At 73.7% G+C, this 22,609-nt stretch carries 18 protein-coding genes and 1 tRNA gene; 3 read left to right on the top strand and 16 right to left on the bottom strand.

What is annotated here, in order from left to right; translation table 11 throughout:
* Positions 1-7 precede the first annotated feature (7 nt).
* The 3 genes from aroA to D7294_RS02940 form a co-directional block, all read right to left on the bottom strand.
* Positions 8-1,375, bottom strand: a complete 1,368-nt coding sequence (gene aroA / locus D7294_RS02950) for a 3-phosphoshikimate 1-carboxyvinyltransferase (protein WP_120675022.1) — start codon at positions 1,373-1,375, stop codon at positions 8-10.
* A 97-nt stretch (positions 1,376-1,472) separates the two neighbouring features.
* The gene (locus tag D7294_RS02945; protein WP_120675020.1) at positions 1,473-2,198 is read right to left on the bottom strand and encodes a M50 family metallopeptidase; all 726 of its coding nucleotides are present in this window, start codon (positions 2,196-2,198) and stop codon (positions 1,473-1,475) included.
* Between the two features lie 125 nt (positions 2,199-2,323).
* The gene (locus D7294_RS02940; protein WP_158674551.1) at positions 2,324-4,036 is read right to left on the bottom strand and encodes an RNA polymerase sigma factor; all 1,713 of its coding nucleotides are present in this window, start codon (positions 4,034-4,036) and stop codon (positions 2,324-2,326) included.
* A gap of 212 nt (positions 4,037-4,248) precedes the next feature.
* Between D7294_RS02940 and D7294_RS02935 the strand changes: the two genes are divergently transcribed.
* Positions 4,249-5,025, top strand: coding sequence for a DUF2637 domain-containing protein (locus tag D7294_RS02935; protein WP_120675016.1), 777 nt, complete (start codon positions 4,249-4,251; stop codon positions 5,023-5,025).
* 55 nt (positions 5,026-5,080) lie between these two features.
* On the opposite strand, the gene D7294_RS02930 is transcribed toward D7294_RS02935, so the two are convergent.
* The 3 genes from D7294_RS02930 to D7294_RS02920 form a co-directional block, all read right to left on the bottom strand.
* Positions 5,081-5,156: transfer RNA gene (locus tag D7294_RS02930), tRNA-His, on the bottom strand.
* Between the two features lie 233 nt (positions 5,157-5,389).
* Positions 5,390-5,986 (bottom strand): oligoribonuclease, encoded by a 597-nt coding sequence (orn, locus tag D7294_RS02925; RefSeq protein WP_120675014.1) that lies wholly within the window; start codon positions 5,984-5,986, stop codon positions 5,390-5,392.
* Between the two features lie 76 nt (positions 5,987-6,062).
* Complete coding sequence (locus tag D7294_RS02920) at positions 6,063-7,172, bottom strand: GlxA family transcriptional regulator (protein WP_120675012.1); 1,110 nt, start codon at positions 7,170-7,172, stop codon at positions 6,063-6,065.
* Between the two features lie 732 nt (positions 7,173-7,904).
* Between D7294_RS02920 and D7294_RS02915 the strand changes: the two genes are divergently transcribed.
* Positions 7,905-8,420, top strand: coding sequence for a universal stress protein (locus D7294_RS02915; protein WP_120675010.1), 516 nt, complete (start codon positions 7,905-7,907; stop codon positions 8,418-8,420).
* A gap of 1,060 nt (positions 8,421-9,480) precedes the next feature.
* Here the strand turns inward: D7294_RS02915 and glmS are convergent.
* Both glmS and D7294_RS02905 read right to left on the bottom strand, forming a co-directional pair.
* Positions 9,481-11,301 carry a glutamine--fructose-6-phosphate transaminase (isomerizing) gene (gene glmS, locus D7294_RS02910; RefSeq protein WP_120675008.1) on the bottom strand — a complete coding sequence of 607 codons (1,821 nt, stop codon included), beginning with the start codon at positions 11,299-11,301 and terminating at the stop codon, positions 9,481-9,483.
* 79 nt (positions 11,302-11,380) lie between these two features.
* Positions 11,381-11,659 carry a hypothetical protein gene (locus D7294_RS02905; protein ID WP_120675328.1) on the bottom strand — a complete coding sequence of 93 codons (279 nt, stop codon included), beginning with the start codon at positions 11,657-11,659 and terminating at the stop codon, positions 11,381-11,383.
* A gap of 178 nt (positions 11,660-11,837) precedes the next feature.
* Between D7294_RS02905 and D7294_RS02900 the strand changes: the two genes are divergently transcribed.
* On the top strand, positions 11,838-12,530 hold the full coding sequence (locus tag D7294_RS02900) for a hypothetical protein (protein WP_120675006.1): 693 nt from the start codon (positions 11,838-11,840) through the stop codon (positions 12,528-12,530).
* Positions 12,531-12,622: 92 nt separating this feature from the next.
* Here the strand turns inward: D7294_RS02900 and D7294_RS02895 are convergent, their stop codons facing one another.
* The 8 genes from D7294_RS02895 to D7294_RS02860 all read right to left on the bottom strand — a co-directional run bounded on the left by D7294_RS02895 (position 12,623) and on the right by D7294_RS02860 (position 22,592).
* Complete coding sequence (locus tag D7294_RS02895; RefSeq protein ID WP_120675004.1) at positions 12,623-13,174, bottom strand: hypothetical protein; 552 nt, start codon at positions 13,172-13,174, stop codon at positions 12,623-12,625.
* Positions 13,175-13,234: 60 nt separating this feature from the next.
* A complete protein-coding gene (locus tag D7294_RS02890; protein WP_147450759.1) occupies positions 13,235-13,789 on the bottom strand; it encodes a hypothetical protein in 555 nt (184 codons plus the stop codon).
* On the bottom strand, positions 13,786-15,963 hold the full coding sequence (locus tag D7294_RS02885) for a DUF6571 family protein (protein WP_120675000.1): 2,178 nt from the start codon (positions 15,961-15,963) through the stop codon (positions 13,786-13,788). Before D7294_RS02885 ends, D7294_RS02890 begins: the two co-directional genes overlap by 4 nt.
* A gap of 5 nt (positions 15,964-15,968) precedes the next feature.
* Entirely contained in the window at positions 15,969-16,436 is a 468-nt protein-coding gene (locus tag D7294_RS02880) for a hypothetical protein (RefSeq protein ID WP_120674998.1), read from the bottom strand.
* A 384-nt stretch (positions 16,437-16,820) separates the two neighbouring features.
* Positions 16,821-17,978 (bottom strand): acyl-CoA dehydrogenase family protein, encoded by a 1,158-nt coding sequence (locus tag D7294_RS02875; protein WP_120674996.1) that lies wholly within the window; start codon positions 17,976-17,978, stop codon positions 16,821-16,823.
* A gap of 2 nt (positions 17,979-17,980) precedes the next feature.
* A complete protein-coding gene (locus tag D7294_RS02870) occupies positions 17,981-18,961 on the bottom strand; it encodes a hydroxymethylglutaryl-CoA lyase (RefSeq protein ID WP_120674994.1) in 981 nt (326 codons plus the stop codon).
* Positions 18,958-20,952, bottom strand: a complete 1,995-nt coding sequence (locus D7294_RS02865) for an acetyl/propionyl/methylcrotonyl-CoA carboxylase subunit alpha (protein WP_120674992.1) — start codon at positions 20,950-20,952, stop codon at positions 18,958-18,960. Before D7294_RS02865 ends, D7294_RS02870 begins: the two co-directional genes overlap by 4 nt.
* A 23-nt stretch (positions 20,953-20,975) precedes the next feature.
* Entirely contained in the window at positions 20,976-22,592 is a 1,617-nt protein-coding gene (locus D7294_RS02860; protein WP_120674990.1) for a carboxyl transferase domain-containing protein, read from the bottom strand.
* Positions 22,593-22,609 lie beyond the last annotated feature (17 nt).

Raw genomic sequence — 22,609 nt, 5'->3', positions numbered from 1 at the left:
GCGGTCCTCAGGCTCTCGCGGTCGCGGGCTCCGAGGCGAGCATCCGGTGCCACAGGTCGGGGAAGTCGGGCATCGTCTTGGCGGTGGTGGCGACGTTCTCCACCTCCACGTCCTTGACCAGCAGGCCGAGCACGGCCCCCGCGGTGGCGAGGCGGTGGTCCTCGTAGGTGTGGAAAACGCCGCCGTGCAGCGGGCGCGGCCTGATCCGCAGGCCGTCGGCGGTCTCGGTGACGTCCCCGCCCAGCGAGTTGATCTCCTTGGTCAGCGCGGCCAGCCGGTCCGTCTCGTGCAGCCGCAGGTGCGCCACGCCCCGCAGCACGGACTCGCCCTCCGCGAGGGCGGCCACCGCCGCGATCCCGGGCGTGAGCTCCCCGACCTCGCTCAGGTCGGCGTCGATGCCCCGCACCCGGCCGGTGCCCGTCAGCGTCAGGCCGCGCTCGTCCAGCACGCAACTCCCGCCCATCTCCGTGAAGATGCCGCGCAGCGCGTCCCCGGGCTGGGTGGTGCGCGCGGGCCAGTCGGGAATGGTGACCCGGCCGCCGGTGACCAGCGCGGCGGCCAGGAAGGGCTGGGCGTTCGACAGGTCGGGCTCGATGACGAGGTCGCGGCCGAGCAGCGCGCCCGGCGTGACCCGCCAGACGTTGGGCTCCCCGCCCGAGTCCGGGGCGTCCACCTGCGCCCCGGCCCGGCGCAGCATGTCGACGGTCATCCTGATGTGCGGCAGGGAGGGCAGGACGTCGCCGGTGTGCCTGACCTCGACGCCCTGGTTGAAGCGAGGCCCGGACAGCAGCAGGGCGCTGATGAACTGCGAGGAGGCCGAGGCGTCCACCTCGACCTGGCCGCCCTCGAGCGAGCCGACGCCGTGCACGGTCAGCGGCAGCGCGCCCCGCCCGCCGTCCTCGATCCGGGCGCCGAGCGCGGTCAGCGCCCCGATCAGGGCGCGCAGCGGGCGTTCGTGGGAGCGGGGGTCGCCGTCGAACCTGACCGGGCCCTCGGCGAGCGCGGCCAGCGGCGGCAGGAAGCGCATCACCGTCCCCGCGTTGCCCACGTCGACGCTCGCGGGGGCCTGAGGGGCGGAGGGGATCACGCGCCAGGACTCGCCCCGGCCGCTGTGCGGCCCGGCGAGCTCGGAGCTGGAGGAGACGGTCTCCTCGATGCCGATGCCCAGCGAGCGCAGCGCGTCGGCCATCAGCAGGGTGTCGCGCGAGCGCAGCGGCCTGCGCAGCCAGCCGGGGTCGGCGGCCAGGGCGGAGAGGATGAGGGCGCGGTTGGTGACCGACTTCGATCCGGGCACCGTAACGGTCGCGTCGACCGCGTCGGAGGCGAACGGCGCGGGCCACAGAGCGGTGGTCTGGCTGTCGTGGTGGTCGGTCATACGACTCACTCTAGTGCGTAACGCTGGGTGACCCCGCCCTTCTCGGACCGAGTCAGGGGCCGCGCGGCGGCTCTCCCGCGGCCGGCGGGCGGCCTCCTCAGCCGTCGAGCAGCCAGCGGGCGCCGCCGCTGAGCGAGGCGAGGGTCACGACGTGGAAAAGTATCAGCCAGACCCAGGCCGGGACCCCGGTCAGCCCGGCCAGCTGGTCGGCGTCCGAGCCGGCGCCCTGCCCGCCGCGGTGGCGCCTGCGGCGCCTGCCGTGCAGCTCGAAGACGGGCCTGACCCCGCCGAGCAGCAGGAACCACACGACCAGGTAGGCGAAGGCCGCCTGCACGTCGGGCTCGGTCAGCCAGGAGACCAGGACGAAGGAGGCGCAGGTCAGGACGACGGTGAGCACCCCGTAGGCGTTGCGCACCATCACCAGCAGCGCGAGCAGCAGGCCGGTCGCGCCCCACAGCAGCGCCGTCGTGCGCCCGGCGGACAGCAACGCCGCCCCGGCCAGGCCGAGCAGGGAGGGCGCGGGGTACCCGGCCACCGCGGTGAGAACCATGCCCGGGCCGGTGGGCTTGCCGCGGGAGACGGTCAGGCCCGAGGTGTCGGAGTGCAGCCTGATGCCGCTGAGCTGCCGGCCGGCGAGCAGGGCGATCAGGCCGTGCCCGCCCTCGTGGGCGATGGTGATGGTGTTCCGCGTCCAGCGCCAGACGCCGAACGGCAGCACGGCGGCGAGGGCGAGGGCCGCGGTCGCGAGGACCAGCCACGTCTCCGGCCGCGGCTGGGTTCCGGTCACGCGGTCCCAGAGTTCGTTGAGATCGGCTATGTCCATGGCTCGTATGACTCGCAGGGCTCGTCCTGGGTTCCTCCGGCCGGGCCGCGGCGGTGCCGCGCCGGCTGCCGGAAGGCGATCCTAGGGCCGGAACCCGTGGGCCCGCCCGGCCCCCCGCGCTCGCCTCAGCCCGGCCCCTCCTCCCCGGCGCCCTCCCCGGCGCCCTCGCGCGCGCCGGGACCGGCCCCGGCGTCGGCGGCTCCCCCGGCGTCCGCGGCGGGGACGGGGGCGGGGGCGGCCTCTTCCGGGTTCGCGGCGATGCCGTGCGCGGGCTGCCGCCCCTGGCTCCCGGCGCCCTGATTGCCGTTGCCCCGCTCCTGGTTCCCGTTGCCCTGGTTGCCGTTGCCCTGGTTGCCGTTGCCCCGGTCCTGGTTGCCGGTTCCGGCGCCGTTTCCCCCGCCGTTCCCCTGGCCCTGCCCCTGGTTGCCCACGCCCGGGTCCCCCTGCCCCGCGCCCTGGTTCCCGTTCTCCGCGCCCTGGTTGCCGTTCTCCGCGCCCTGGTTCCCGTTCTCCGCGCCCTGGTTGCCCTGCGCCGCGGCGCCCTCGGCCGCCTCCGTCTGTGCCGTCTCGCTCTGCCCCTGCCCGCCCTGGCCCTGCCCGCCCTGGCCCTGCGCCTCCTCGGCCGCCTGGGCGCCGCGGCCGTTCCCCCCGCCGGAGCCGCCCCCCGACTCGCCCTCCGGCTGCCCGGTCCCCGCGCCCGCCGCATCCGTGCCGCCGCCCTCCACGGACTCCTGCCCCTCCGCCGCGGCGGTCGTCGCCGGCCGCCCCGGCCCCCTGGAGGGCGAGGCCACCGGGTCCACGAGATTCCCGCCGCCCTCGGCCCCGCCGGCCGGCGGCTGCGGCGCCCCGGAGACGGCGGGCGGCGCCTCCGGGGCTTGGTGCAGGGTGAGCGGCGCGGAACCCGTCACCACCGCCCCGGTGGCCAGCGCCAGCGTGGCGCCGACCGCGAGCTTGCCCAGCGCCCCGCCGGCCCCGGCGCCCACCCCGATCCCCGCGCCCGCCCCGGCGCCCGCCCCCGCCCCGAGGCCCACCCCGGGCACGGCAAGGGGCGCGCTGTCGGCCAGCCTCGCCGCGGTGAACCAGCCCACCGCCGCCACCGGGAGAGTGGCCGGAAGCAGCCCGCGCATCGTGGAGTTGAGGTCGAGCAGTTCGACATAGGCCGACCGGCACCGGTCGCACGAGTCGAGATGCCTGCGCAGGCGCTGGAATCCGCGCCGGCGCGAAGGCTTGCGCGCGTACGCCCCCAAAAGCCCCGCGTGCTCCCGGCAGTTGGCCTCGCCGGCGAGGGAGGCGTTCACATGCTCCTGCAGGTACGCCTCCCGCAGGCCCTCCCTGGCCCGGAACGCCAGGACCGCGGCGGCGTTCGCGCTCAGCCCGAGCAGCGGGGCGACCTCGCTCAGCGGCTCCTCCTCGACCGCCGTGTGCCACAGCACCTCCTGCCAGCGGTCGGGCAGGCGGTGGAAGGCCCGGGCCGCCATGGACTGGTCGGCCCGGGAGAGGGCCTGCGCCTCCGAGGCGCACTGCTCGGCCCGCTCCCCGACGTCCGCCACCGGCTGCTCGGCCGCCCCGCGGCCCGTGGACCACTGCGCGGCGAGCCGCCGCACGGTCGTCAGCAGGTAGGCGCGGGCCGAGTCACGCGGCCCCGCACCCGCTCTGAGGGCACGCAGCGTCCGCGCGAAGACCTCGGCTGCCAGGTCCTCGGCCGTGTGCGGATCCCGGCAGCACAGCCGGGCGTGACTGCGCACCGCCGCCGCGTGCCGGCGATACAGCTCCGCGAAGGCGGCGTCCTCTCCCGACCGGGCGCGCGCGAGAAGCGCGTCGTCCCCCACCTCTGCCATGCGGCCCCCTGCGGTTTTTCCCCACGACATTCCCCGCCCACGGCCCGTGACACGCGTGACCCGGGGGCGAGTTGACGACCCGCGTGGACAGGGCGGCGCTTTCGCCCCCGGCCGTCCCGCTTGCGCCGCGCTTCACCCCAATGCCCCAACATCTCCGCCTCGGGCCGTTCGTTGTCGGGTTATGACACCAACGACCCTAGGACCTGACCCCGATGCTCCACGATGAAGAAACGCATCTGCTGATCCCTCCGGAACTGCGCGCCACCCGCGCCGGCTGGGGCATCGCCGGGGGCTTCGGAGATGCCGAGGACACCGCGCCGCTCGCCGACACCCTGCGCCCGGTCACCCCTCCCTCGGGGCGGCACACCGCGCACGCCGGCCCGGTGCCCCCCGGAGGGTACGCGGCCTACGCCACGCTCGGGGCCGAGCAGGAACTCGCCGGGCAGGACCTCTCCCCGCACGTTCCCCTCGCCCCCCACGGCGCCCCCGCCCCGCACCCGGGGCACCGCAGGGCCCGCCCGCGCCAGTCGGCGGCCGGGCCCTCGCTGCGGGTGCGCTGGCTGCGCTGGGCCAGCCTGCTGCTGTCGGCGGTCGCCTCGGCCCTGGTCGCGATGCTGAGCGTGCTCGGCGGCCTGATCTCCTACGAGCCGCTGCGCGCGGCGGCGGCCACCGGGGCGCCCCCCTCGCTCACCGCGTGGTGGCCACTGCTGATCTACGGCCCCTGGCTGGTCGCCTCGATGTCCATCCTGCGCGCGGCCCTGCACCAGAAGCGGGTCACGCACTCCTGGGCCGTGGTGATCTTCTTCTCCGGGCTCGCGGTCGCCCTCTGCGTCGCCCAGGCGCCGGCCACCGTGACGGACATCGCGGTCGCGGGACTGCCGCCGGTCTCCGCGCTGGTCGCCTTCCACCAGATCGTCCGGCAGATCACCCTGATCAGCCCGCCACGGCACGCGTTCCCCCGCCAGCGGCCGGTCACGGGCCGCGGCTGAGGGGCGGACACGCGTAAGGCCCGGCCGCGCTTCCGCGAGCCGGGCCTTCACCGACTGGGGTGAGTGACGGGACTCGAACCCGCGACCACCTGGACCACAACCAGGTGCTCTACCAGCTGAGCTACACCCACCATGCTGCCCGCCGCCTGCGGCGGACCCCGACGGCCTTCGCGAGGGACCTGAGGAACTCCCCGCATCGACCGGTCTCCGAGTGTACAGGGTCCCCGGCGGTGCTCGCGCCCGCATATCGCCCGGGGACCGGCCGGCCGGGCGGCGGGAAAGACCCACGGAAGGGCGACCGCGGCTCCCGCGGCGGGCGGCGGTGATATCGCGGACGCCGGGGCGGGGTTGCCCGGCTCCCGGGTCAGGAGATCACGTGCTGGGCCGCGATGCGGCGGGCCGACTCGGAGTCCGGGCCGGGCTGCGGCACGAAGATCGCCTCGCGGTAGTAGCGCAGTTCGGCGATGGACTCCCTGATGTCGGCGAGCGCCCGGTGGTTGCCGCTCTTCTCCGGGCTGTTGAAGTACGCCCTGGGGTACCAGCGCCTGGCCAGCTCCTTCACCGAGGAGACGTCGATCACGCGGTAGTGCAGGTGCGACTCGAGGCGGGGCATGTCCCGGGCGAGGAAGCCGCGGTCGGTGCCGATCGAGTTGCCGCACAGCGGGGTCTTGCCGGCCTCGGGGGCGTGCTCGCGGACGTAGGCGAGCACGCGCTCCTCCGCCTCGGCCAGGGTGGTGCCCCCCGCGAGCTCGTCGAGCAGGCCGGAGGCGGTGTGCATCGCGCGGACCACCTCCGGCATGGACGCAAGCGCGGCGTCCGGCGGGCGGATGACCACGTCCACCCCTTCCCCGAGCACGTTCAGCTCGGAGTCGGTCACGAGGGCGGCCACCTCGATGAGCGCGTCGTCGGCCAGCGAGAGGCCGGTCATCTCGCAGTCGATCCACACCATCCGATCGTTCATGCGAACAACCTTACGTCGCGCGCCGCGACCGGCAGGCGCGAACGCCGTGGTCCGCGCCCCGTCCCGCCCGCCGCGCTCACACCGAGGGGCGGCTCCGCTGCCCCGGGACCCGGGGCGTGAAGCCGTCGCCCGCCGGCTTGCCGCGGCCCGGGGCGTCCTGCTGCCTGGCCCGGTAGGCGGCCCGGTACGCGGCGGGCGAGGCGCCGAGCTGCCGCCTGAAGTGGCCGCGCAGCGCCACCGGGGAACGGAAGCCGCAGCGGCCGGCCACCTCGTCCACGGAGTAGTCGGAGACCTCGAGCAGCCGCTGCGCCTGGAGGACGCGCTGCGTGATCAGCCACTGCAGGGGAGCGCTCCCAGTGAGGGCACGGAAGCGCCGGTCGAAGGTGCGCCTGCTCATATAGGCCCGGGCCGCCAGCGTCTCCACGTCGAACTGCTCGTGCAGGTGCTCCAGCGCCCAGGCCACCACCTCGGCCAGCGGGTCGGCCCCGATGTCCTCTGGTAAAGAGCGGTCGAGGTGCCGGTGCGCGAGGGCGGCCTCCGCGCCGTTCCCCCTGCGGGGCGGGAGCACCAGGCGGCGGGCCAGCGCGGCCGCGGCCTCCGGGCCGTGGTCCTGGCGGACGATGTGCAGGCACAGGTCGATCCCGGCCGCCGTTCCGGCCGAGGTCAGGATGTCCCCGTCGTCGACGAACAGCTCCCTCGGGTCGACGTGGACCGACGGGTACCGCTTGGCGAGCGTGGGAGCGTACATCCAGTGCGTGGTGGCCGGGCGGCCGTCGAGGAGTCCCGCGGCGCCCAGCGCGAAGGCCCCCGTGCACAGGCCGACGATCCTGGCCCCCTCGCTGTGCGCCCGGCGCAGGGCCGCGAGCGCGGCGGCGGGCGGGGGCCCGGTGATCGACCGCCAGGCGGGCACGATGACGGTGCCCGCCCTGGCCACCGCACCCAGGCCGTAGGGGGCGCGCAGTTCGAGGCCGCCGGTGGTGCGCAGCGGCCCCTCTTCCCCGGCACAGGCGAGCAGCCGGTACCGCGGCACTCCGGCATCCTGGCGATCGACGCCGAAAACGGACAGCGGGATGGAGCTTTCGAACATCGGACTGCCGCTGAACAGCAGCACCGCGACGACTTCGCGGCGGCGTCGGGCAGCCAGCTTGACGGCGGGCTCGGGGCCGTGCGTTGGGTCCTGGCTCATGCTCCTCAGTTCCCTCGGTCGTCGCATCCTCTCGGTCCTGCACATGCTCCCCCGACGTGATCGCCAAGATCGAATCTACTGTGTCAGGTGAGGCTGGCGGGACAAGTTCATCACTCGGCGCTAAATCGACATGACAGCGTGGCGCGAAGCATTCGATCAGGAAGCGTTACACGTAGGAGCAGTTGGGGGAAGTGCGCCTCCCCCCGGCGCACGTCACCGATGGCGCAGACGGCGCGGTGCGGCTCTCCCCCTCGGTATACCGGAGGTGTTGCCGAGGCTGGTGGGCAACGTGAGGCGTCCGTGGGGAAGTTGGCCGAAAATAAAAGTAGCGGGCACGACTTTCACACTGCCGGCAGGCCCCGCGCAACCCGCCGCGCAACCTTGCCCCCGGGGCGCACGCGAGGCGCGTCGTCGCAGGCAGGGCGGACATGTCAAAAGGAGAAGGCGCCCCCGGCGTGAGACGGTCACGCTCCGCAGGCGGAGGCGCCGCGGGGTGTCCGAAAGGATTGCGTTGTCCGGCCCGCGTGGGGCATGCTGCTCGGTCACAGTTCCGGGCTGGTTTCAGGGGTTGTACGCACCGTCTCTGGGCACTAGGTATCTAACGCCGTACTCTGGAGGTGGAACCAGTGAAACCGGTAGAGCGGAGGCGTATCGCTCCCCGTTTCGCCCCGTCCCACGTCCATCCCCGGCTCGACCCCGAGGTTTACTCACTGACCCACCGCTGAGGCTCCGATGGCTGGATACGAGTTCCCCGAGCGCAAGCGCGTCGTCGATCCGTCCTCCACGACGGACCCGGCGGAGGAGGCGGCCTGCACCTCGCGAGATCCGGCCTTCCTGCACGGTGTGGTCGTGGGCTTCGACGGCTCCACGTCCAGCGAGCGTGCCCTGGCCTATGCCGTGGGCATGGCCGTCAGGAGCAACTGCGGCCTGATCATCGTCCACGTGGCCAACCGGCTGCCGACCACCGTGTGGGCGGGCTGCGAGCCCCCGGCACTCGTCGACGTGCCCGACCACCGCACCGAGATCCTGGGCCTGGAGCTCGCCTGCGCGGAGAACCTCTCCGAGGTGCCCTGGGTGCTCCTCGAGCGCGGCGGCGACATCTGCCACGAGCTGGAGGAGGTCGGCCAGGAGTACCAGGCCGACGCGATCGTGGTCGGCACGACCCACGGCCTGATCGGCCGGATCTTCGGCTCGGTCTCGGGCCGGCTGGCCCGGCGCGCGCAGCGGCCCGTGGTCGTCATTCCCTGACCTCACGCCCCGAGCCCGCTCCCGGCGCCGCCTCCGTGGCGCCGGGCCCGAATCCGCACGCCCGCCGCCATGGGCACCGCTCGCGCTGCCCGCACGCCCCCTCGTCCCTCGACGCGCCCCCTCGTGCCACCGATCGCTTCCCGGCCCGCCGTCCGTCCGCCCCGGCCACGGGCCCGGCGCGCCTCGCCCTCGCCGGCTCGCCCGCCCGGATCGCGGCGCGCCCGCGGTGCCGAACGACCCGCCGCGCCTCCTCGCGCCCCGTCTGGGGCCCTCCCTGGAGCCCGCACGATTCCTCGCGCCCCCGCGTGACTCCTCGCGCTCCCTCCCGCTGTTCTTCGCCCCGGCTCGCCCGCCCCGCCGCCCGGCCCCGGCCGCCCCCTCCCGCGGCTCCGCCGCTCGCCACCGCCGTCCCTGCTCCCCCTGCCTTCCCCGGCGCCCCCTCCCTCGCGGCCCCTCGCGCGGCCCGTCCCCGCGCGCCGCCTCCGCACGGCCGCTCACCGAGCATTCACCAAATTCGTCGCCCACCGGACGTGGATTGTGCGTTTGTGATGGGCATAAAGGGGACATCGGCTCGACAGAACTTCGGCCGCCGGCCGGGAGGTGACGGACCCGGCCGCGGCTTCTCCCCGCCGGCGTAATGGGCGACGCCGGCGCATTGGGCGGCCCCCGGTCGGGTGCGTTTGGTGGCACGCACCCCCGGGGGCCGCCGTATGCCGGTGCAGCCTCGCTCCGCCCCGGGCCCGCGCCCGCCGGGGCGCTCCCGATCCGGGGCGAGCCGGTGCCGGCGGGACGGCGAGCGCCCCCACCGCGCAACCAACGCCTCCGCGCACGCCCTCCGCGGTTCCCGGGGCCCCGCGCCACCTCCCGCGCCCCGGCCCCCTCGGCCACCGCTGCCAGGCCGGCCCCGGCCCCCCTCGGCCACCGCTGCCAGGCCCGCCGCGGCGGCGGCCTCGGACCCGCGGCGGCTCGCGGACGCCCCGCCTCCCCGGACGCCCCGCCACCCCCGGCGGACCCGCCGGGCCGGGGGACCGCCGTTTCCGGGCGGACCGCCGGGCCGGTCCTACTCCACGGTCACGGACTTGGCGAGGTTCCGCGGCTTGTCGATGTCCCGGCCCAGGGCGAGCGCGGTGTGGTACGCCAGCAGCTGGAGCGGGATGCCCATCAGCACCGGGTCGAGCTCGGGCTCGTTGCGCGGCACGACGATGGTGTCGTCGGCCTTCTGCTGCTCCTCGTGGGCCACCGCGAGAATCCGCCCGCTGCGGGCCTTGATCTCCTCCAGGGTGGCGCGGTTCTTCTCCAGCAGCTCGTCGTCCGGCATGATCGCCACGGTCGGGACGGCGGGCTCGACCAGCGCCAGCGGCCCGTGCTTCAGTTCGGAGGCTGGATAGGCCTCGGCGTGGATGTAGGAGACCTCCTTCAGCTTCAGCGCGGCCTCCTTGGCGACCGGGAAGCCCCGCACCCGGCCGACGAACATCATGCTCTTGGAGGCGGCGACCGCGGTCGCGAGTTCGGCGATGCGCTGCTCCTCCTTGAGGACCTCGCCGATCTGCTCGGGGAGCTTGCGCAGCCCTTCGATGATCCGGCGCCCGTCGGCCACCGACAGGTCCCTGATCCGGCCGAGGTGGAGGGCGAGCAGCGCGAAGGCCACCGCCGTGTTGGTGAAGCACTTGGTGGACACCACGCACACCTCGGGGCCCGCATGCACGTAGATGCCGCCGTCGGTCTCCCGCGCGATGGCCGAGCCGACCACGTTGACCACGCCGAGCACCATCGCGCCCTTGCGCTTGAGCTCCTGGACGGCGGCCAGCGTGTCGTAGGTCTCGCCGGACTGGCTGACCGCGATGTAGAGGGTGTCCGGGTCGACCACGGCGTTGCGGTAGCGGAACTCGCTGGCCGGCTCGGCGTCCGCCGGAATCCGCGCCAGCTCCTCGATCATCTGGGCGCCGATGAGGCCCGCGTGGTACGCGGAGCCGCAGCCGAGGATCTTGACCCGCCGCACGCCGCGCGCCGCACGCGCGTCGAGGTTGAGCCCGCCGAGCCTGACCGTCGCGAACCTGTCGTCGATCCGGCCGCGCAGCACCCGGTCCACCGCGTCCGGCTGCTCGGCGATCTCCTTGTGCATGTAGGTGTCGTGGCCGCCCATGTCATAGCTCTCCGCCTCCCACTCCACGGTGGTCGGGGCGGCGGCGGTGCGGCTGCCGTCGGTGGTGTAGGTGCGGTAGTCGTCGGCCTTGATGGTGGCCATCTCGCCGTCGTCGAGCGTGATCACCTGGCGGGTGTGGCTGATGAGGGCGGCGACGTCGGAGGCGACGAACATCTCCTTCTCGCCGATGCCGAGGACCACGGGCGAGCCGTTGCGGGCGACGACGATCCGGTCGGGGTGGTCCGCGTGCAGGACCGCGATGCCGTAGGTGCCCTCGACGTAGCGCAGCGCCTCGCGCACCTTCTCCTCCAGGGTCTCGGCCTGGGCGCGGGCGACGAGGTGGGCCAGGACCTCGGTGTCGGTGTCGGAGGCCAGCTCGACGCCGTCGGCGGACAGCTTCGCCCGCAGCTCGGCGGAGTTGTCGATGATGCCGTTGTGCACGACGGCGACCCGGCCCGCGGCGTCCAGGTGCGGGTGGGCGTTGGCGTCGTTGGGGGCACCGTGCGTGGCCCATCGGGTGTGCGCAATCCCGCTCGTGCCGGCGAAGCGGGCGGGTACTCTCGCCTCCAGGTCCCTGACCCGGCCCGCGTTCTTGACCACCTTGAGGCCGCCGCCCTTGCCGCTGCTGTGGATGGCGATGCCTGCGGAGTCGTAGCCGCGGTACTCCAGCCGCTGGAGGCCCTCCAGCAGGAGCGGCGTGACATCACGTTTTCCGATATATCCGACGATTCCGCACATAGGCTTTTCCTCCTGCTGGTCCTGTGGTGTCCCTCGGCCGCCATGCCGTCCCGCCTTCGCCGCGGGCGGCCCCCGGGCATCAGCCGTATACGATCCGCCGCAGCTGCCGCAGGGACAGCGTCGGCGGCGCCACCGCGCGGCGCGGCAGCTCCTGTGCGATCAGCTCGAAGATCGCCTCGTTGCCCAGCCCCGCGGAACGCAACTCGCGGTGGCGTCTCCGTACGAATTCCTCGACGGTCTCGCCGAAGTACGCCAGAACGTCGAGAACCACCCGGGCAGCCTCACCGCGGCCCAGGGGTGTGCTGCGGACCAGGTAGTCCACCAGGTCCTCGTGCGGCGGTATACGGCGTTCGAGCACCCCTTGATACTGCGGAGCCACGATGCTTTTCGCAACATTCCTGCCCGATATCGGGCACAGGCGTGTCGGAACGGGCCCACCTCGGGCCCCGCGCCTCCCGGGGCCGCCTAGGGCGTGGCGAGGGCGGGCCGCCGGGGGCACGGTGAGGGCGGGCACCGGGGCGGAGGATGATGAGCGCATGAGAAGAGGAGTCTCGCGGTCTGCGCTCGCGGCACTGGCCCTCGCGCTGCCGTGGCTGGCGGGCTGCGGCGGGGAACACGGGGACGAGACCTCGGGGGCGGCCACCACGGCAGCGGGCGAGGCGGCCACCCCGGCGGAAGGGGCCGCCTCGGCCGGGTCCGCGGACGCGGGTGACGCCGCCGGGTCCTCCGCCGACGCCGGGCCCTCCGCCGGGACCGGGTCCTCCGCCGGGGTGCCGGAGCGCGCGGAGCTTGCAGCCCGCGCAACGGCGCTGGGCACCCCCCTCGACCTCGTGTACGCCCTCGACGTCCCCGGCTTCGCCCTGGCCCGGCAGTCGGTGGGGCCCGCCGGCGACGACGGCTTCCAGGCCACCTGGGTCTCCGACGCGGACGGGCGCCTGATCCACCTCATGGTGGAGGACCTGGGCAGGCCGGACGCGGATCTCCACTACGACGACGGCGTGCGGGGTTTCGTCCGCACCGAGGAGGGCCGCACCGTCACCGTGGACGCCGACCCCGCGGACGTGCCACGCGACGTCCTGCGCGAGGCTGCCGAGTCGGCCCACCCGGCCGGGCCGACCGAACTGGCCGAGATCCTTCCCGAGCCGCAGCAGTCCCAGCCGGTGGAACGCGGCGACCTGCCCCCGGAGGGCGACGGAGCCCCCCTCAACCCCGAGGGCGCCTCAGGCTGACCCGCCCACCCCTTCTTTCCTCCCCCGCCCCCACATTCCGGCGCGGCGCGGCTCGTGCTCGGCGCACACCCCGCTCCCCGATCGCTCCCGCTTCAGCAGTAGACCTCACGGGCCGAGTTCATGAAATCCTCGGTGAAGTTCTTCATGCGCTCCCGCCCCTCACCGGAATCCCCCTGCACCGAGAAGTCCTTGACATTGATCTCCAAGACCGCCTCACCACCTCGCCCAGGGCACGCGGTCTCCACCAAAGAGCCCCCGGCATCGACAATGGCGTACTCACCGTCGATGGAATCCTCGTGGGGGTTGGCGATACCGTAGGCCGAGCGCGCCGCCCGGAACTTCTCCATCAGGTCCGGACTCGGCGAGGAGAACGCACGTACGTTGAGGGCCATGACGGTTTCGTCGTCAACGTGAACCCTGCACAAGAGGATGGGAGCATCCAACGGATTCTCCGTATCGATCTCGTCAACCTCCAGCTTCTCCCCAGGAGGAAGGAGGGGCTGAAGCGCGGAGGGAGTCACCGGCACCTCGCACAACTTCTGCGGGACGGCATACACCTCCGAGTCACCGCGCACGAGGACCCACCCGCCAGCCAGGAGAACAGCCAGCAGCAACAAGGGAACAGCCCACTTCGCAGCCCCCATCACACAACCCCCTCCACTTGCCCAACCGGCATCCCCCCTACCGCCAAAGCGCAACCAAGGTCAGCGGCAGTAGACCTCACGGGCCGAGTTCATGAAGTCTTCGGTGAAGTTTTTCATGCGCTCCCGTCCCTCATCGGAATCCCCCTGCACCGAGAAGTCCTTGATGTTGATTTCCAGGATCGCCTCTTCACCTTGCCCAGGGCAGGCGGTCTCCAGCAAAGAGCCCCCGGCATCGACAATGGCGTACTCACCACCAATGGTGTCCTCATGAGGGTTGGCGATACCGTAGGCCGAGCGCGCCGCCCGGAACTTCTCCATGAGATCCCCACTCGGTGCGGGGAATGCACGCACATTGAGTGCCATGGCCCCTTCGCTGTCAATGTGCACCCTGCACATGAGGATGACCGCGGCGGGCGGTGGGTCCACGTCAGGCTCGTAAACCTCCAATTCTTCACCATCAGGCAGGAGCGGCTGAAGCGTGGAGGAATCCACCGGCACCTCACAGAGTTCGCTGGGCACCGCATAGCTTCCGGCATCTTCCCGGAAAAACATCCACCCGCCGAGCAGGATCAACGCAACCGCCACTGCAGGCCCAACCCATTTGATCGTCCTCATTGCGAGAATGCTCCCTGCTCTCCGGTCTGCCCCGCAGCGGCAATTTGCCCGTCGTTGGTGCCGGACCGCAGCGCCTCATGCACCCTGTCGCCCCACTGATGACCGTTGACGCCGGTCATGTATTCCGGCGGATCGGGATTCATCCTGAGCCACTGGTTCGCCAGCTCATTGAGGTAATTGTTTTCCTCGCCGTAGTAATCCACGCGGCTCTCCTGCAACCCCTGCTCGATCACCTGGTTCTCGTGGGCCAGCCATCTGTTGCTGAGCTGGTCGACGAGGTTTTGGATGTGCGGGCCGGCAACGGGGATTTCGCCTGCGAGGTAGCCGGCGGTGTTGTACACGTTCTGTCCGACCCACTGGGGGTTGTTCTTGTCGATGTCCAGGGCGACGAACCTGCCGTGTTCCAGGAAGCCGACGCTGTTTCCGATGGTGGTGAGGGTGAAGTCGGGGTTGCCTGAGGTGTCCGCCTGGATCTGCTCCGCGTACTCGACCATCATGGATTGTTGCAGGATCTGGTACGCCTCGGGGCTGCGCGCGATCTGAGTCGACAGTGTGGACAAGTGCCGAGGGTCCAGCGGCGTTGCGTTGTCCGAGCTGTTGCCCGCCGTCTCGTAGACCTCGGACCGGTAGTTGCCGAGCATCGTGGCCGCGCTGTCGCGCAGTTCCGCCGGGAGCCGGTTTTCCAGGCCCGATTCGACCTCGAGGACTTTCCGGGCGACGGCCAGGTGTTCGGCGTCGTGCTCGGCGAACTCCGCCGTCGGGTCGTGGGGGTTCATCCCCGTCGCCGCCGCCGTCAGCGCGTCACCGAGGGCGTCGAGCGACAGGCGGCTGCCGTCCGGGGAGACCTCGGCGTCGTAGTCCAGGTGCTCGCGCCCGGTGAGGAGGTAGGTGACGTTGGCGCCGTCGGAGGCGTTGAAGAACTCCGTCGCGCCGTCGGGGCTGTTGCTCAGGGCCGTGAGAAAACCCGTCATCGGGTCGAAGTGGAAGTCCGTGCCGATGATGTGGTGCATGCCGGACGCAGGGCTCCAGAGGCGGGTTTCCGGGACCAGCTCGCGGTCCGCGTAGACCAGTTGGTGGCCGTACCGGGCGAGGAAGCCGGGGTCGTACTCGCCGTGGCTGAGGATGTCGCCCATGACCTGGAAGCCGTAGAGGGCGAGGCCCGAGTCGCCTACGAACCGGGTCATGCCGAGACCGATGTCGTCCTCGGGGTGGTCGACGTCGCCGATCAGGTCCGCCATCCACGTCTCCATGCGCGGCCGCAGCCGGTCGTTCTCGGTGCCGGTGGCGGTGCCGAGGGCGACGCCCAGGTTGTCGCGGGTGGACAGCAGCAGCTCCTGGAAGGACTCGCCCGGCTGGTAGACGGATTCGAGGTCGCGCAGGCCGGCCCAGAAGCGGAGGGTGCCCTCGGCGCCCAGGTGATCGGCGAGGTAGACCCCGAAGTACTCGTTGTCCTTCTGCGCGTCGAGGAGGTCGTTGAGGGCGGACAGGCCCTCTTCCGTTTCGTAGTCGCCGGACTCGATCAGGGCGAGGGCGGCGCGGGCGTCGGCCTCGCCCTGGCGGCGTGCGGCGTCGTCGAGGCCGGTGATGCCCGGCGGGGCGAAGTGGTCGCGGTGCCGGCCGCCCACGATGTCGCGCAGCGCGCGTCCCGCCGTCTCGTCGGTCTCGGCGGCGCGGGCGAGCACCTCCTCGATCCGCGCCGCGAGGGCTTCGACGGCCTCCAGTTGCTGTCCGGTCGGCTGGCCAGGGGTGCCGAGCAGGGGTTCGCCCGGCGCGTTCAGCCCGTCCAGGTACTCGGGGCTGTACGGGCCCGCCGGCTCGGCGACGATCAGCCGGCCGTCGGCGCGGACCCGCAGGCCCGCCGCCCTGGCGTCGTCCTCGATGCCCTGGAGTTCGCCCTGGTAGCGGCGCAGGGCTTCGGCGAGGTCGCGCAGGACGCCGTGGATCGCCACGGCCTGGTCGTGGGCGTAGGAGAACCTCGTGCTGGTGAGGTTGATGAACTCCCGGGAGACGTCGGCCGTTTCGCCGGCCCAGTCCGCCTCGGCCGCCTTCGCCTGCATGCCCTCACCGGCCTCGCCGGCCAGGTCGTCGAGGTCCCGGACGGTCCGCTCCCAGTCGCCGATCGCCGCGTCGAGGTTCGCGAAGGTGAGCTGCGACAGCTCCTCGTAGGTCGGCACCGCGGTCAGGCCTCCGCGATGCCGGGGTTGAGGGCCGGGGCGCCGGACGGGGAGCGGTCCTCGTCCCGGCGGAGGTCGGCGGGGGTGAGGCCCCAGGCGGCCAGGCGCTCGGGTTCGTTCGCGTAGGCGGCGGCGTGCGCCTGCCTGAGCCGGCCGGCGAGGTCGCCGTCGAGGGCGGCGTTCCGGGTGAGCGTCGTGCCCAGTTCGTCCGCGATGTGTGTGCAGTCGCGGGACAGGTGGAGCGACTGCTGGTCGAAGCGGTACATCGCGTGGTGCAGCGCGTCCCCGGACAGCAGGCCGGCCGCACGCAGGTCGCGTGCCGCGGCGTAGCTGGTGTCCCCCGCCTGACGGCCCGTCGTCTCCACCCGGGCGAGGGCCGCCGCATCCTGCGCGATCGGGATCAACTCCCCCGAGTGCACCGAGAGATCGGCCCTCGCCTGCCCCTCGCCGCCCCCGGCACCGTCCCCGGACATGGCGCCCCCCGCCGCTCGTGTGTGCCCCTCTCGACGTCGCACGCACGGTAACAAGGCGTGCCCGTCCGCAACAAGGCCGGTCGGGGCGCGGGGGCGGCGGGCGTCCCCCTGCGGCGGAGGCGGGCGGCCCACTGCGCCGGGGGCGGGAGAGGCCGCGGCGCAGCGGGCGGGAGAGGCCGCGGCGCAGGGGGCGAGGGGGCGGGGCACGCCCGGGCGGCTCCCAGCCGCTTCCCGGGCCGCTCGCAGGCGCTTCCGGGGCCGCTCGCAGGCGGCTCTCACGCCGCTTCCGGGCCGTCGCTCCCACGTCGCTCGCACGCCGCTGCCTGGCCGCCGCTCCCAGCCCGCTTTCACGCCGCTTCGGGCGGGGGCCCTGGGCGGGAGGCCCTAGGAGAGGCCGAGTTCGCGGGCGATCAGCATGCGCTGGACCTCGCTGGTGCCCTCGCCGATCTCCAGGATCTTCGCGTCCCGCCACATCCTGGCCACCGGGTACTCGTTCATGAAGCCGTAGCCGCCGTGGATCTGGGTGGCCTCGCGGGCGTTGACGACCGCCATGTCGGAGGAGTGCAGCTTCGCGATCGCCGCCTGCTTCTTGAACGGCTCGCCCGCCAGCAGCCGGGAGGCGGCGTCGCGCCAGGCGACGCGGGCGGTGTGGGCGCGGGCCTCCATGTCGGCCAGCTTGAACTGGATGGCCTGGTTGGCGCCGATCGGGCGGCCGAACGCCTCGCGGGTGCGGGCGTAGGCCAGGGACTCGTCGACGCAGCCCTGGGCCAGGCCGGTGGCCAGCGCGGAGATGGCGATGCGGCCCTCGTCGAGGATGCGCAGGAACTGGGCGTAGCCGCGGCCCTCCACGCCCAGCAGGTTCGCGGCCGGGACCCGGACGTCGGCGAAGGACAGCTCGTGGGTGTCCGAGGCGTTCCAGCCGACCTTGGAGTAGCCGGGCGCGACGGTGAGGCCAGGCGTGGGCGTGGGGACGATGATCGAGGAGATCTCCGGGCGGCCGTCGGGCCTGCGGCCGGTGACGGCGGTGACGGTGATCAGGCCGGTGAGGTCGGTGCCCGAGTTGGTGATGAACGCCTTGGTGCCGTTGATCACCCACTCGTCCCCTTCGCGCACGGCCGTGGTCCTGGTGCCGCCGGCGTCGGAGCCGAAGCCCGGCTCGGTGAGGCCGAAGGCGCCCAGCGCCTCGCCCGCGCACAGCCGGGGCAGCCACTCGCGCTTCTGCTCCTCGGTGCCGAACCGGTGGATCGGCATGGCCCCGAGCGAGACCGCGGCCTCCAGGGTGATGGCCACCGAGGAGTCCACGCGGGCGAGTTCCTCCAGGGCCAGGCACAGCGCCAGGTAGTCGCCGCCCATGCCGCCGTACTCCTCGGGGAAGGGCAGCCCGAACAGTCCCATCTTCCCCATCTCGCGCACGATCTCGTAGGGGAAGGTGTGCCGCTCGTAGTGCTCGGCGATCCGCGGGGCGACCACGTCGTGGGCGAACGCCTCCACGGTGCGCCGCAGTTCTTCGTGTTCGGGGCTGAGGCGGTGGTCCAGGGACATCGTCATGGCTCCTTGTGGGAGGGCGCCGGGGAGGGCCGGAACGGGCCCGTGGCGCCGGTGGGTTCCTGGTCGAGCTGGGAGGCGAGGGCCCGCACGGTGCGCGAGGGGCTGGGCCTGCCGAGGCGCTCGGCGAGCCAGAGGCTGGTCGCGGTGAGCCGGCGCAGGTCGACGCCGGTGTGGATGCCGAGTCCCTCCAGCATCCACAGCAGGTCCTCGGTGGCCAGGTTGCCCGTCGCGCTCTTGGCGAAGGGGCAGCCGCCGAGGCCGCCGGCGGAGGCGTCGACGGTGGTGACGCCGTGCCGCAGGGCGGTCAGGGTGTTGGCGAGGGCCTGGCCGTAGGTGTCGTGGAAGTGGACGGCGAGGCGGCCGGCGGGCACGCCCGCCGCGCCGAGGGCGGCGAGGAGGGCGGTGACCTGTCCCGGGGTGGCGACGCCGATGGTGTCGCCGAGGCTGAGCTCGGCGCAGCCGAGGTCGAGCAGGCGGCGGGCGACGCGGACGACGCGCTCGGGGGGCACCGCGCCCTCCCACGGGTCGCCGAAGCACATCGAGACGTAGCCGCGCACCGGCACGCCCGCGGCGGTGGCGCGGGCCACGACGGGCTCGAACATGGCGAGGGACTCGTCCACGGTGCGGTTGAGGTTGGCCTTGGCGAAGGACTCGGTGGCGCTGGCGAAGACGGCGACCTCGCGGACGCCGAGGGCCAGCGCGCGCTCCAGGCCGCGCGCGTTGGGCACCAGGGCCGGCAGCCGGACGTCCCCGAGGTCGGCGAGGCGGGGGAACAGCTCTTCCGCGTCCGCGAGTTGGGGGACCCAGCGCGGGTGCACGAAGCTGGTGGCCTCGATGGTGGTGAGCCCCGCGGCGGCGAGGCGGTGGATGAACTCGGCCTTCACCTCGACGGGGATGACGGCCTTCTCGTTCTGGAGGCCGTCGCGGGGGCCCACCTCGTGGATGCGGACCCGGCCGGGAAGGGCGTCCTCGCTCATCGTTCCTCCTCGTGCGGGGTGACGACGGCCAGCGGCTGGTCCATCGCCACGGTGGCGCCCTGGGTCACCTCGATCGAGGCGACGGTGCCGTCGTGGGGGGCGGCGACCACGTGCTCCATCTTCATCGCCTCGACCACGAGGAGGCTCTGCCCGGCGAGTACCTCGTCGCCGACCGCGGCCTTGACCAGGGTGACGGTGCCGGGCATGGGGGCGGTGAGGGTGCCGGCGCCCGCCGCGGGCCCGCCGCCCGCCGCGGCGATGGGGTCGTGCTCGTGGACGTGCCAGGCGTCGCCCGCCCGCCCCAGCCAGTGCCCGTCCTCGGCGGCGGCGTGGTCGAAGACGTGGGTGGTGCCCGCGTACTCCAGGCGGACGGTGTCCCCCGGCTTGCCCAGCAGCCGGGCCGCGACCGGCTCCGACTCGCCGATGCGCACCTCGCCGGGCCGGGAGCGGACGGTGACCGGATCGTGGCCTGGAACGCGCAGCTCGCTGACCATCCAGGCGGCCTCCCCGCCCAGCCGCCAGCCGGAGGGCACGTCGAAGGGGCTGGTCCACCGGCCGGGCCGGGGCGGCGGCTCCAGGGCGGCCCGCCGCAGCAGGGCGGCGGCGGCGTACACCTCCTCCGGGACCCCGGCCGGCAGCAGCGCGCCCGCCTCCCGGTCCACCAGGCCGGTGTCGAGCGCGCCCGCGGCCACGTCGGGGTGGGCGAGCAGGCGGCGCAGGAAGCCGGTGTTGGTGTCGAGGCCGAGGACGGCGGTGCGGGCCAGGGCGGCGCGCAGCCGGCGCAGCGCGGTGGCCCGGTCGGGGCCGTGGGCGACGACCTTGGCCAGCATCGGGTCGTAGGCGGTGGACACCACGGCGCCGGGGGCGAGCCCGGAGTCCACCCTGACGCCCTCCCCGGTGGGTTCGCGCAGCAGCCGGACGGTGCCCGCCGAGGGCAGGAAGTCCAGGCGGGGGCTCTCGGCGTAGACGCGGGCCTCGACGGCGTGGCCGCGGGGGCGGAGGGGGCCCGGCGGGAGGGCGAGCGGCTCGCCCGCCGCGATCCGCAGCTGCCACTCCACCAGGTCGACGCCGCACACCAGCTCGGTGACGGGGTGCTCGACCTGCAGGCGGGTGTTCATCTCCATGAAGTAGTGGGTGGCGGGGTCGTCGCCCGGGACGATGAACTCGACGGTGCCCGCGCCCAGGTAGCCGCAGGAGCGGGCCGCCTCGCAGGCGGCCTCGCCCATGGCCGCGCGGGTCGCCTCGTCGAGCAGCGGGCTGGGGGCCTCCTCGATCACCTTCTGGTGGCGGCGCTGGAGGGAGCACTCGCGTTCACCCAGGTGGCGCACGGTGCCGTGGCCGTCGGCGAGGACCTGGATCTCGATGTGCCGGGGGCGGTCGATCCAGCGCTCCGCGAGGAGGGTGCCGTCGCCGAAGGCGGCCAGCGCGGCGCGCCGCGCCGCGGCGATCTCCTCCTCCAGGGCCGCCGGGTCGCGCACCAGGCGCATGCCCTTGCCGCCGCCGCCGGCCGAGGGCTTCAGCAGCACCGGCAGGCCCAGGTCGCGGGCGGCGGCGGCGAGTGCGGCGTCGTCCGCCCCGGGCGGGGCCGTGGCGTCCGGGACGACGGGAACGCCGGCGGCCCCCACCGTCCGCTTGGCGCGGATCTTGTCGCCCATGGTCTCGATGGCCTCGGCGGGTGGCCCGACGAAGGTCAGCCCGGCGGCGGTGACGGCGCGGGCGAACGCGGCGTTCTCGGAGAGGAAGCCGTAGCCGGGGTGGACGGCCTCGGCGCCGGTGGCGGCGGCGGCCTCAAGGAGCCGTTCCGCCGACAGGTAGCTCTCGGCCGCGGGGGCCGGGCCGAGGCGCACCGCGGCGTCGGCGGCCCGCACGTGCGGGGCGTCGGCGTCGGCGTCGCTGTAGACGGCGATGGCGGCGATGCCCAGGCGGCGCAGCGTGCGGATGACGCGGACGGCGATCTCGCCCCGGTTGGCGATCAGCACGGACTCGAACATCGGCGAACTCGCCCCCTGAGTGGTCACATCCGGAAGACGCCGAAGCCCGGGGCGGGCAGCGGCGCGTTGGCGCAGGCGGTGAGGGCCAGGCCGAGCACGGTACGGGTCTGGAGCGGGTCGATCACGCCGTCGTCCCACAGCCTGGCCGTCGCGTAGTAGGCGTTGCCCTTGGCCTCGTAGCTCTCGCGGATGGGCGCCTTGAACGCCTCCTCCGCCTCCTGGCTCCAGTCCTCGCCGCTCTCGGCCAGCCGGTCGCGCCGCACGGTGGCCAGCACGGCGGCTGCCTGCTCGCCGCCCATGACGGAGATCTTGGCGTTCGGCCACATCCACAGGAAGCGGGGCGAGTAGGCCCGGCCGCACATCGAGTAGTTGCCCGCGCCGTAGGAGCCGCCGATCACCACGGTCAGCTTGGGGACCCTGGCGCAGGCGACGGCCGTGACCATCTTGGCGCCGTGCTTGGCGATGCCGCCGGCCTCGTAGGCGCGGCCGACCATGAAGCCCGAGATGTTCTGCAGGAAGAGCAGGGGGATGCCGCGCTGGTCGCACAGCTCGACGAAGTGGGCGCCCTTCTGGGCGGATTCGGAGAAGAGGATGCCGTTGTTCGCCACGATGCCCACCGGGTGCCCGCACAGGTGGGCGAAGCCGGTGACCAGGGTGGTGCCGAACTCCGCCTTGAACCCGGCGAACCTGGAGCCGTCCACGAGCCTGGCGATCACCTCGCGCACGTCGTAGGGGGTGCGCGGGTCGGCCGGGACCACGCCGTAGAGGCCGGCCGGGTCGACCGCGGGCTCCTCGGACTCGGCGAGCGGCCAGGGCGCCTCGCCGCGGGCGGGCAGGGTGGCGGCGATGGTGCGCAGGATGCGCAGCGCGTGGGCGTCGTCCTCGGCCAGGTGGTCGGTCACGCCGGAGACCTTGGCGTGGACCTCCCCGCCGCCGAGCTCCTCCGCCGTCACCACCTCGCCGGTGGCGGCCTTCACCAGCGGCGGCCCGCCCAGGAAGATCGTGCCCTGGCCGCGCACGATGACGGCCTCGTCGCTCATCGCGGGGACGTACGCCCCGCCCGCGGTGCAGGAGCCGAGGACGGCCGCGAGCTGCGGGATGCCCGCGGCGGACATCCTGGCCTGGTTGTAGAAGATGCGGCCGAAGTGCTCGCGGTCGGGGAAGACCTCGTCCTGCAGGGGCAGGAACGCGCCGCCCGAGTCGACCAGGTACAGGCAGGGCAGGCGGTTCTCCAGCGCGACCTCCTGGGCGCGCAGGTGCTTCTTGACGGTCATCGGGTAGTACGTGCCGCCCTTGACGGTCGCGTCGTTGGCGATGACCACCGCCTCGCGCCCGCTGACCCGGCCGATGCCGGCGATCACCCCGGCGGCCGGGGCGGCGCCCTCGTACATGCCGTCGGCGGCCAGCGGCGCCAGCTCCAGGAAGGGGGAGCCGGGGTCGAGGAGCGCGTCCACCCGGTCGCGGGGCAGCAGCTTGCCGCGGGCCGTGTGCCTGGCCCGGGCGCGCTCGCCGCCGCCGAGCCTGGCCACGGCCAGCTTCTCGCGCAGCCGGGCCGCGAGCTCGCGGTGGGCCGCCTCGTTGGTCAGGTACGCCTCGGAGGCCGGGTCTGCGGTGCTGGTCAGCACGGGTGCCTGCCGCATGCCGGACAGGTTAACGC

It is taken from the genome of Streptomyces hoynatensis, from assembly GCF_003626535.1.
In the GTDB taxonomy this organism is placed as follows: domain Bacteria; phylum Actinomycetota; class Actinomycetes; order Streptomycetales; family Streptomycetaceae; genus Streptomyces; species Streptomyces hoynatensis.
This window is presented reverse-complemented; position numbering and strand designations above follow the sequence as displayed.

Excerpts from the sequence above, each read along its gene's own strand:
- aroA (WP_120675022.1), bottom strand. The coding sequence starts at position 1,375 with ATGACCGACCACCACGACAGCCAGACCACCGCTCTGTGGCCCGCGCCG.
- D7294_RS02945 (WP_120675020.1), bottom strand. The coding sequence starts at position 2,198 with ATGGACATAGCCGATCTCAACGAACTCTGGGACCGCGTGACCGGAACC.
- D7294_RS02940 (WP_158674551.1), bottom strand. The coding sequence starts at position 4,036 with ATGGCAGAGGTGGGGGACGACGCGCTTCTCGCGCGCGCCCGGTCGGGA.
- D7294_RS02935 (WP_120675016.1), top strand. The coding sequence starts at position 4,249 with ATGCTCCACGATGAAGAAACGCATCTGCTGATCCCTCCGGAACTGCGC.
- orn (WP_120675014.1), bottom strand. The coding sequence starts at position 5,986 with ATGAACGATCGGATGGTGTGGATCGACTGCGAGATGACCGGCCTCTCG.
- D7294_RS02920 (WP_120675012.1), bottom strand. The coding sequence starts at position 7,172 with ATGAGCCAGGACCCAACGCACGGCCCCGAGCCCGCCGTCAAGCTGGCT.
- D7294_RS02915 (WP_120675010.1), top strand. The coding sequence starts at position 7,905 with ATGGCTGGATACGAGTTCCCCGAGCGCAAGCGCGTCGTCGATCCGTCC.
- glmS (WP_120675008.1), bottom strand. The coding sequence starts at position 11,301 with ATGTGCGGAATCGTCGGATATATCGGAAAACGTGATGTCACGCCGCTC.
- D7294_RS02900 (WP_120675006.1), top strand. The coding sequence starts at position 11,838 with ATGAGAAGAGGAGTCTCGCGGTCTGCGCTCGCGGCACTGGCCCTCGCG.
- D7294_RS02895 (WP_120675004.1), bottom strand. The coding sequence starts at position 13,174 with ATGGGGGCTGCGAAGTGGGCTGTTCCCTTGTTGCTGCTGGCTGTTCTC.
- D7294_RS02890 (WP_147450759.1), bottom strand. The coding sequence starts at position 13,789 with ATGAGGACGATCAAATGGGTTGGGCCTGCAGTGGCGGTTGCGTTGATC.
- D7294_RS02880 (WP_120674998.1), bottom strand. The coding sequence starts at position 16,436 with ATGTCCGGGGACGGTGCCGGGGGCGGCGAGGGGCAGGCGAGGGCCGAT.
- D7294_RS02875 (WP_120674996.1), bottom strand. The coding sequence starts at position 17,978 with ATGTCCCTGGACCACCGCCTCAGCCCCGAACACGAAGAACTGCGGCGC.
- D7294_RS02870 (WP_120674994.1), bottom strand. The coding sequence starts at position 18,961 with ATGAGCGAGGACGCCCTTCCCGGCCGGGTCCGCATCCACGAGGTGGGC.
- D7294_RS02865 (WP_120674992.1), bottom strand. The coding sequence starts at position 20,952 with ATGTTCGAGTCCGTGCTGATCGCCAACCGGGGCGAGATCGCCGTCCGC.
- D7294_RS02860 (WP_120674990.1), bottom strand. The coding sequence starts at position 22,592 with ATGCGGCAGGCACCCGTGCTGACCAGCACCGCAGACCCGGCCTCCGAG.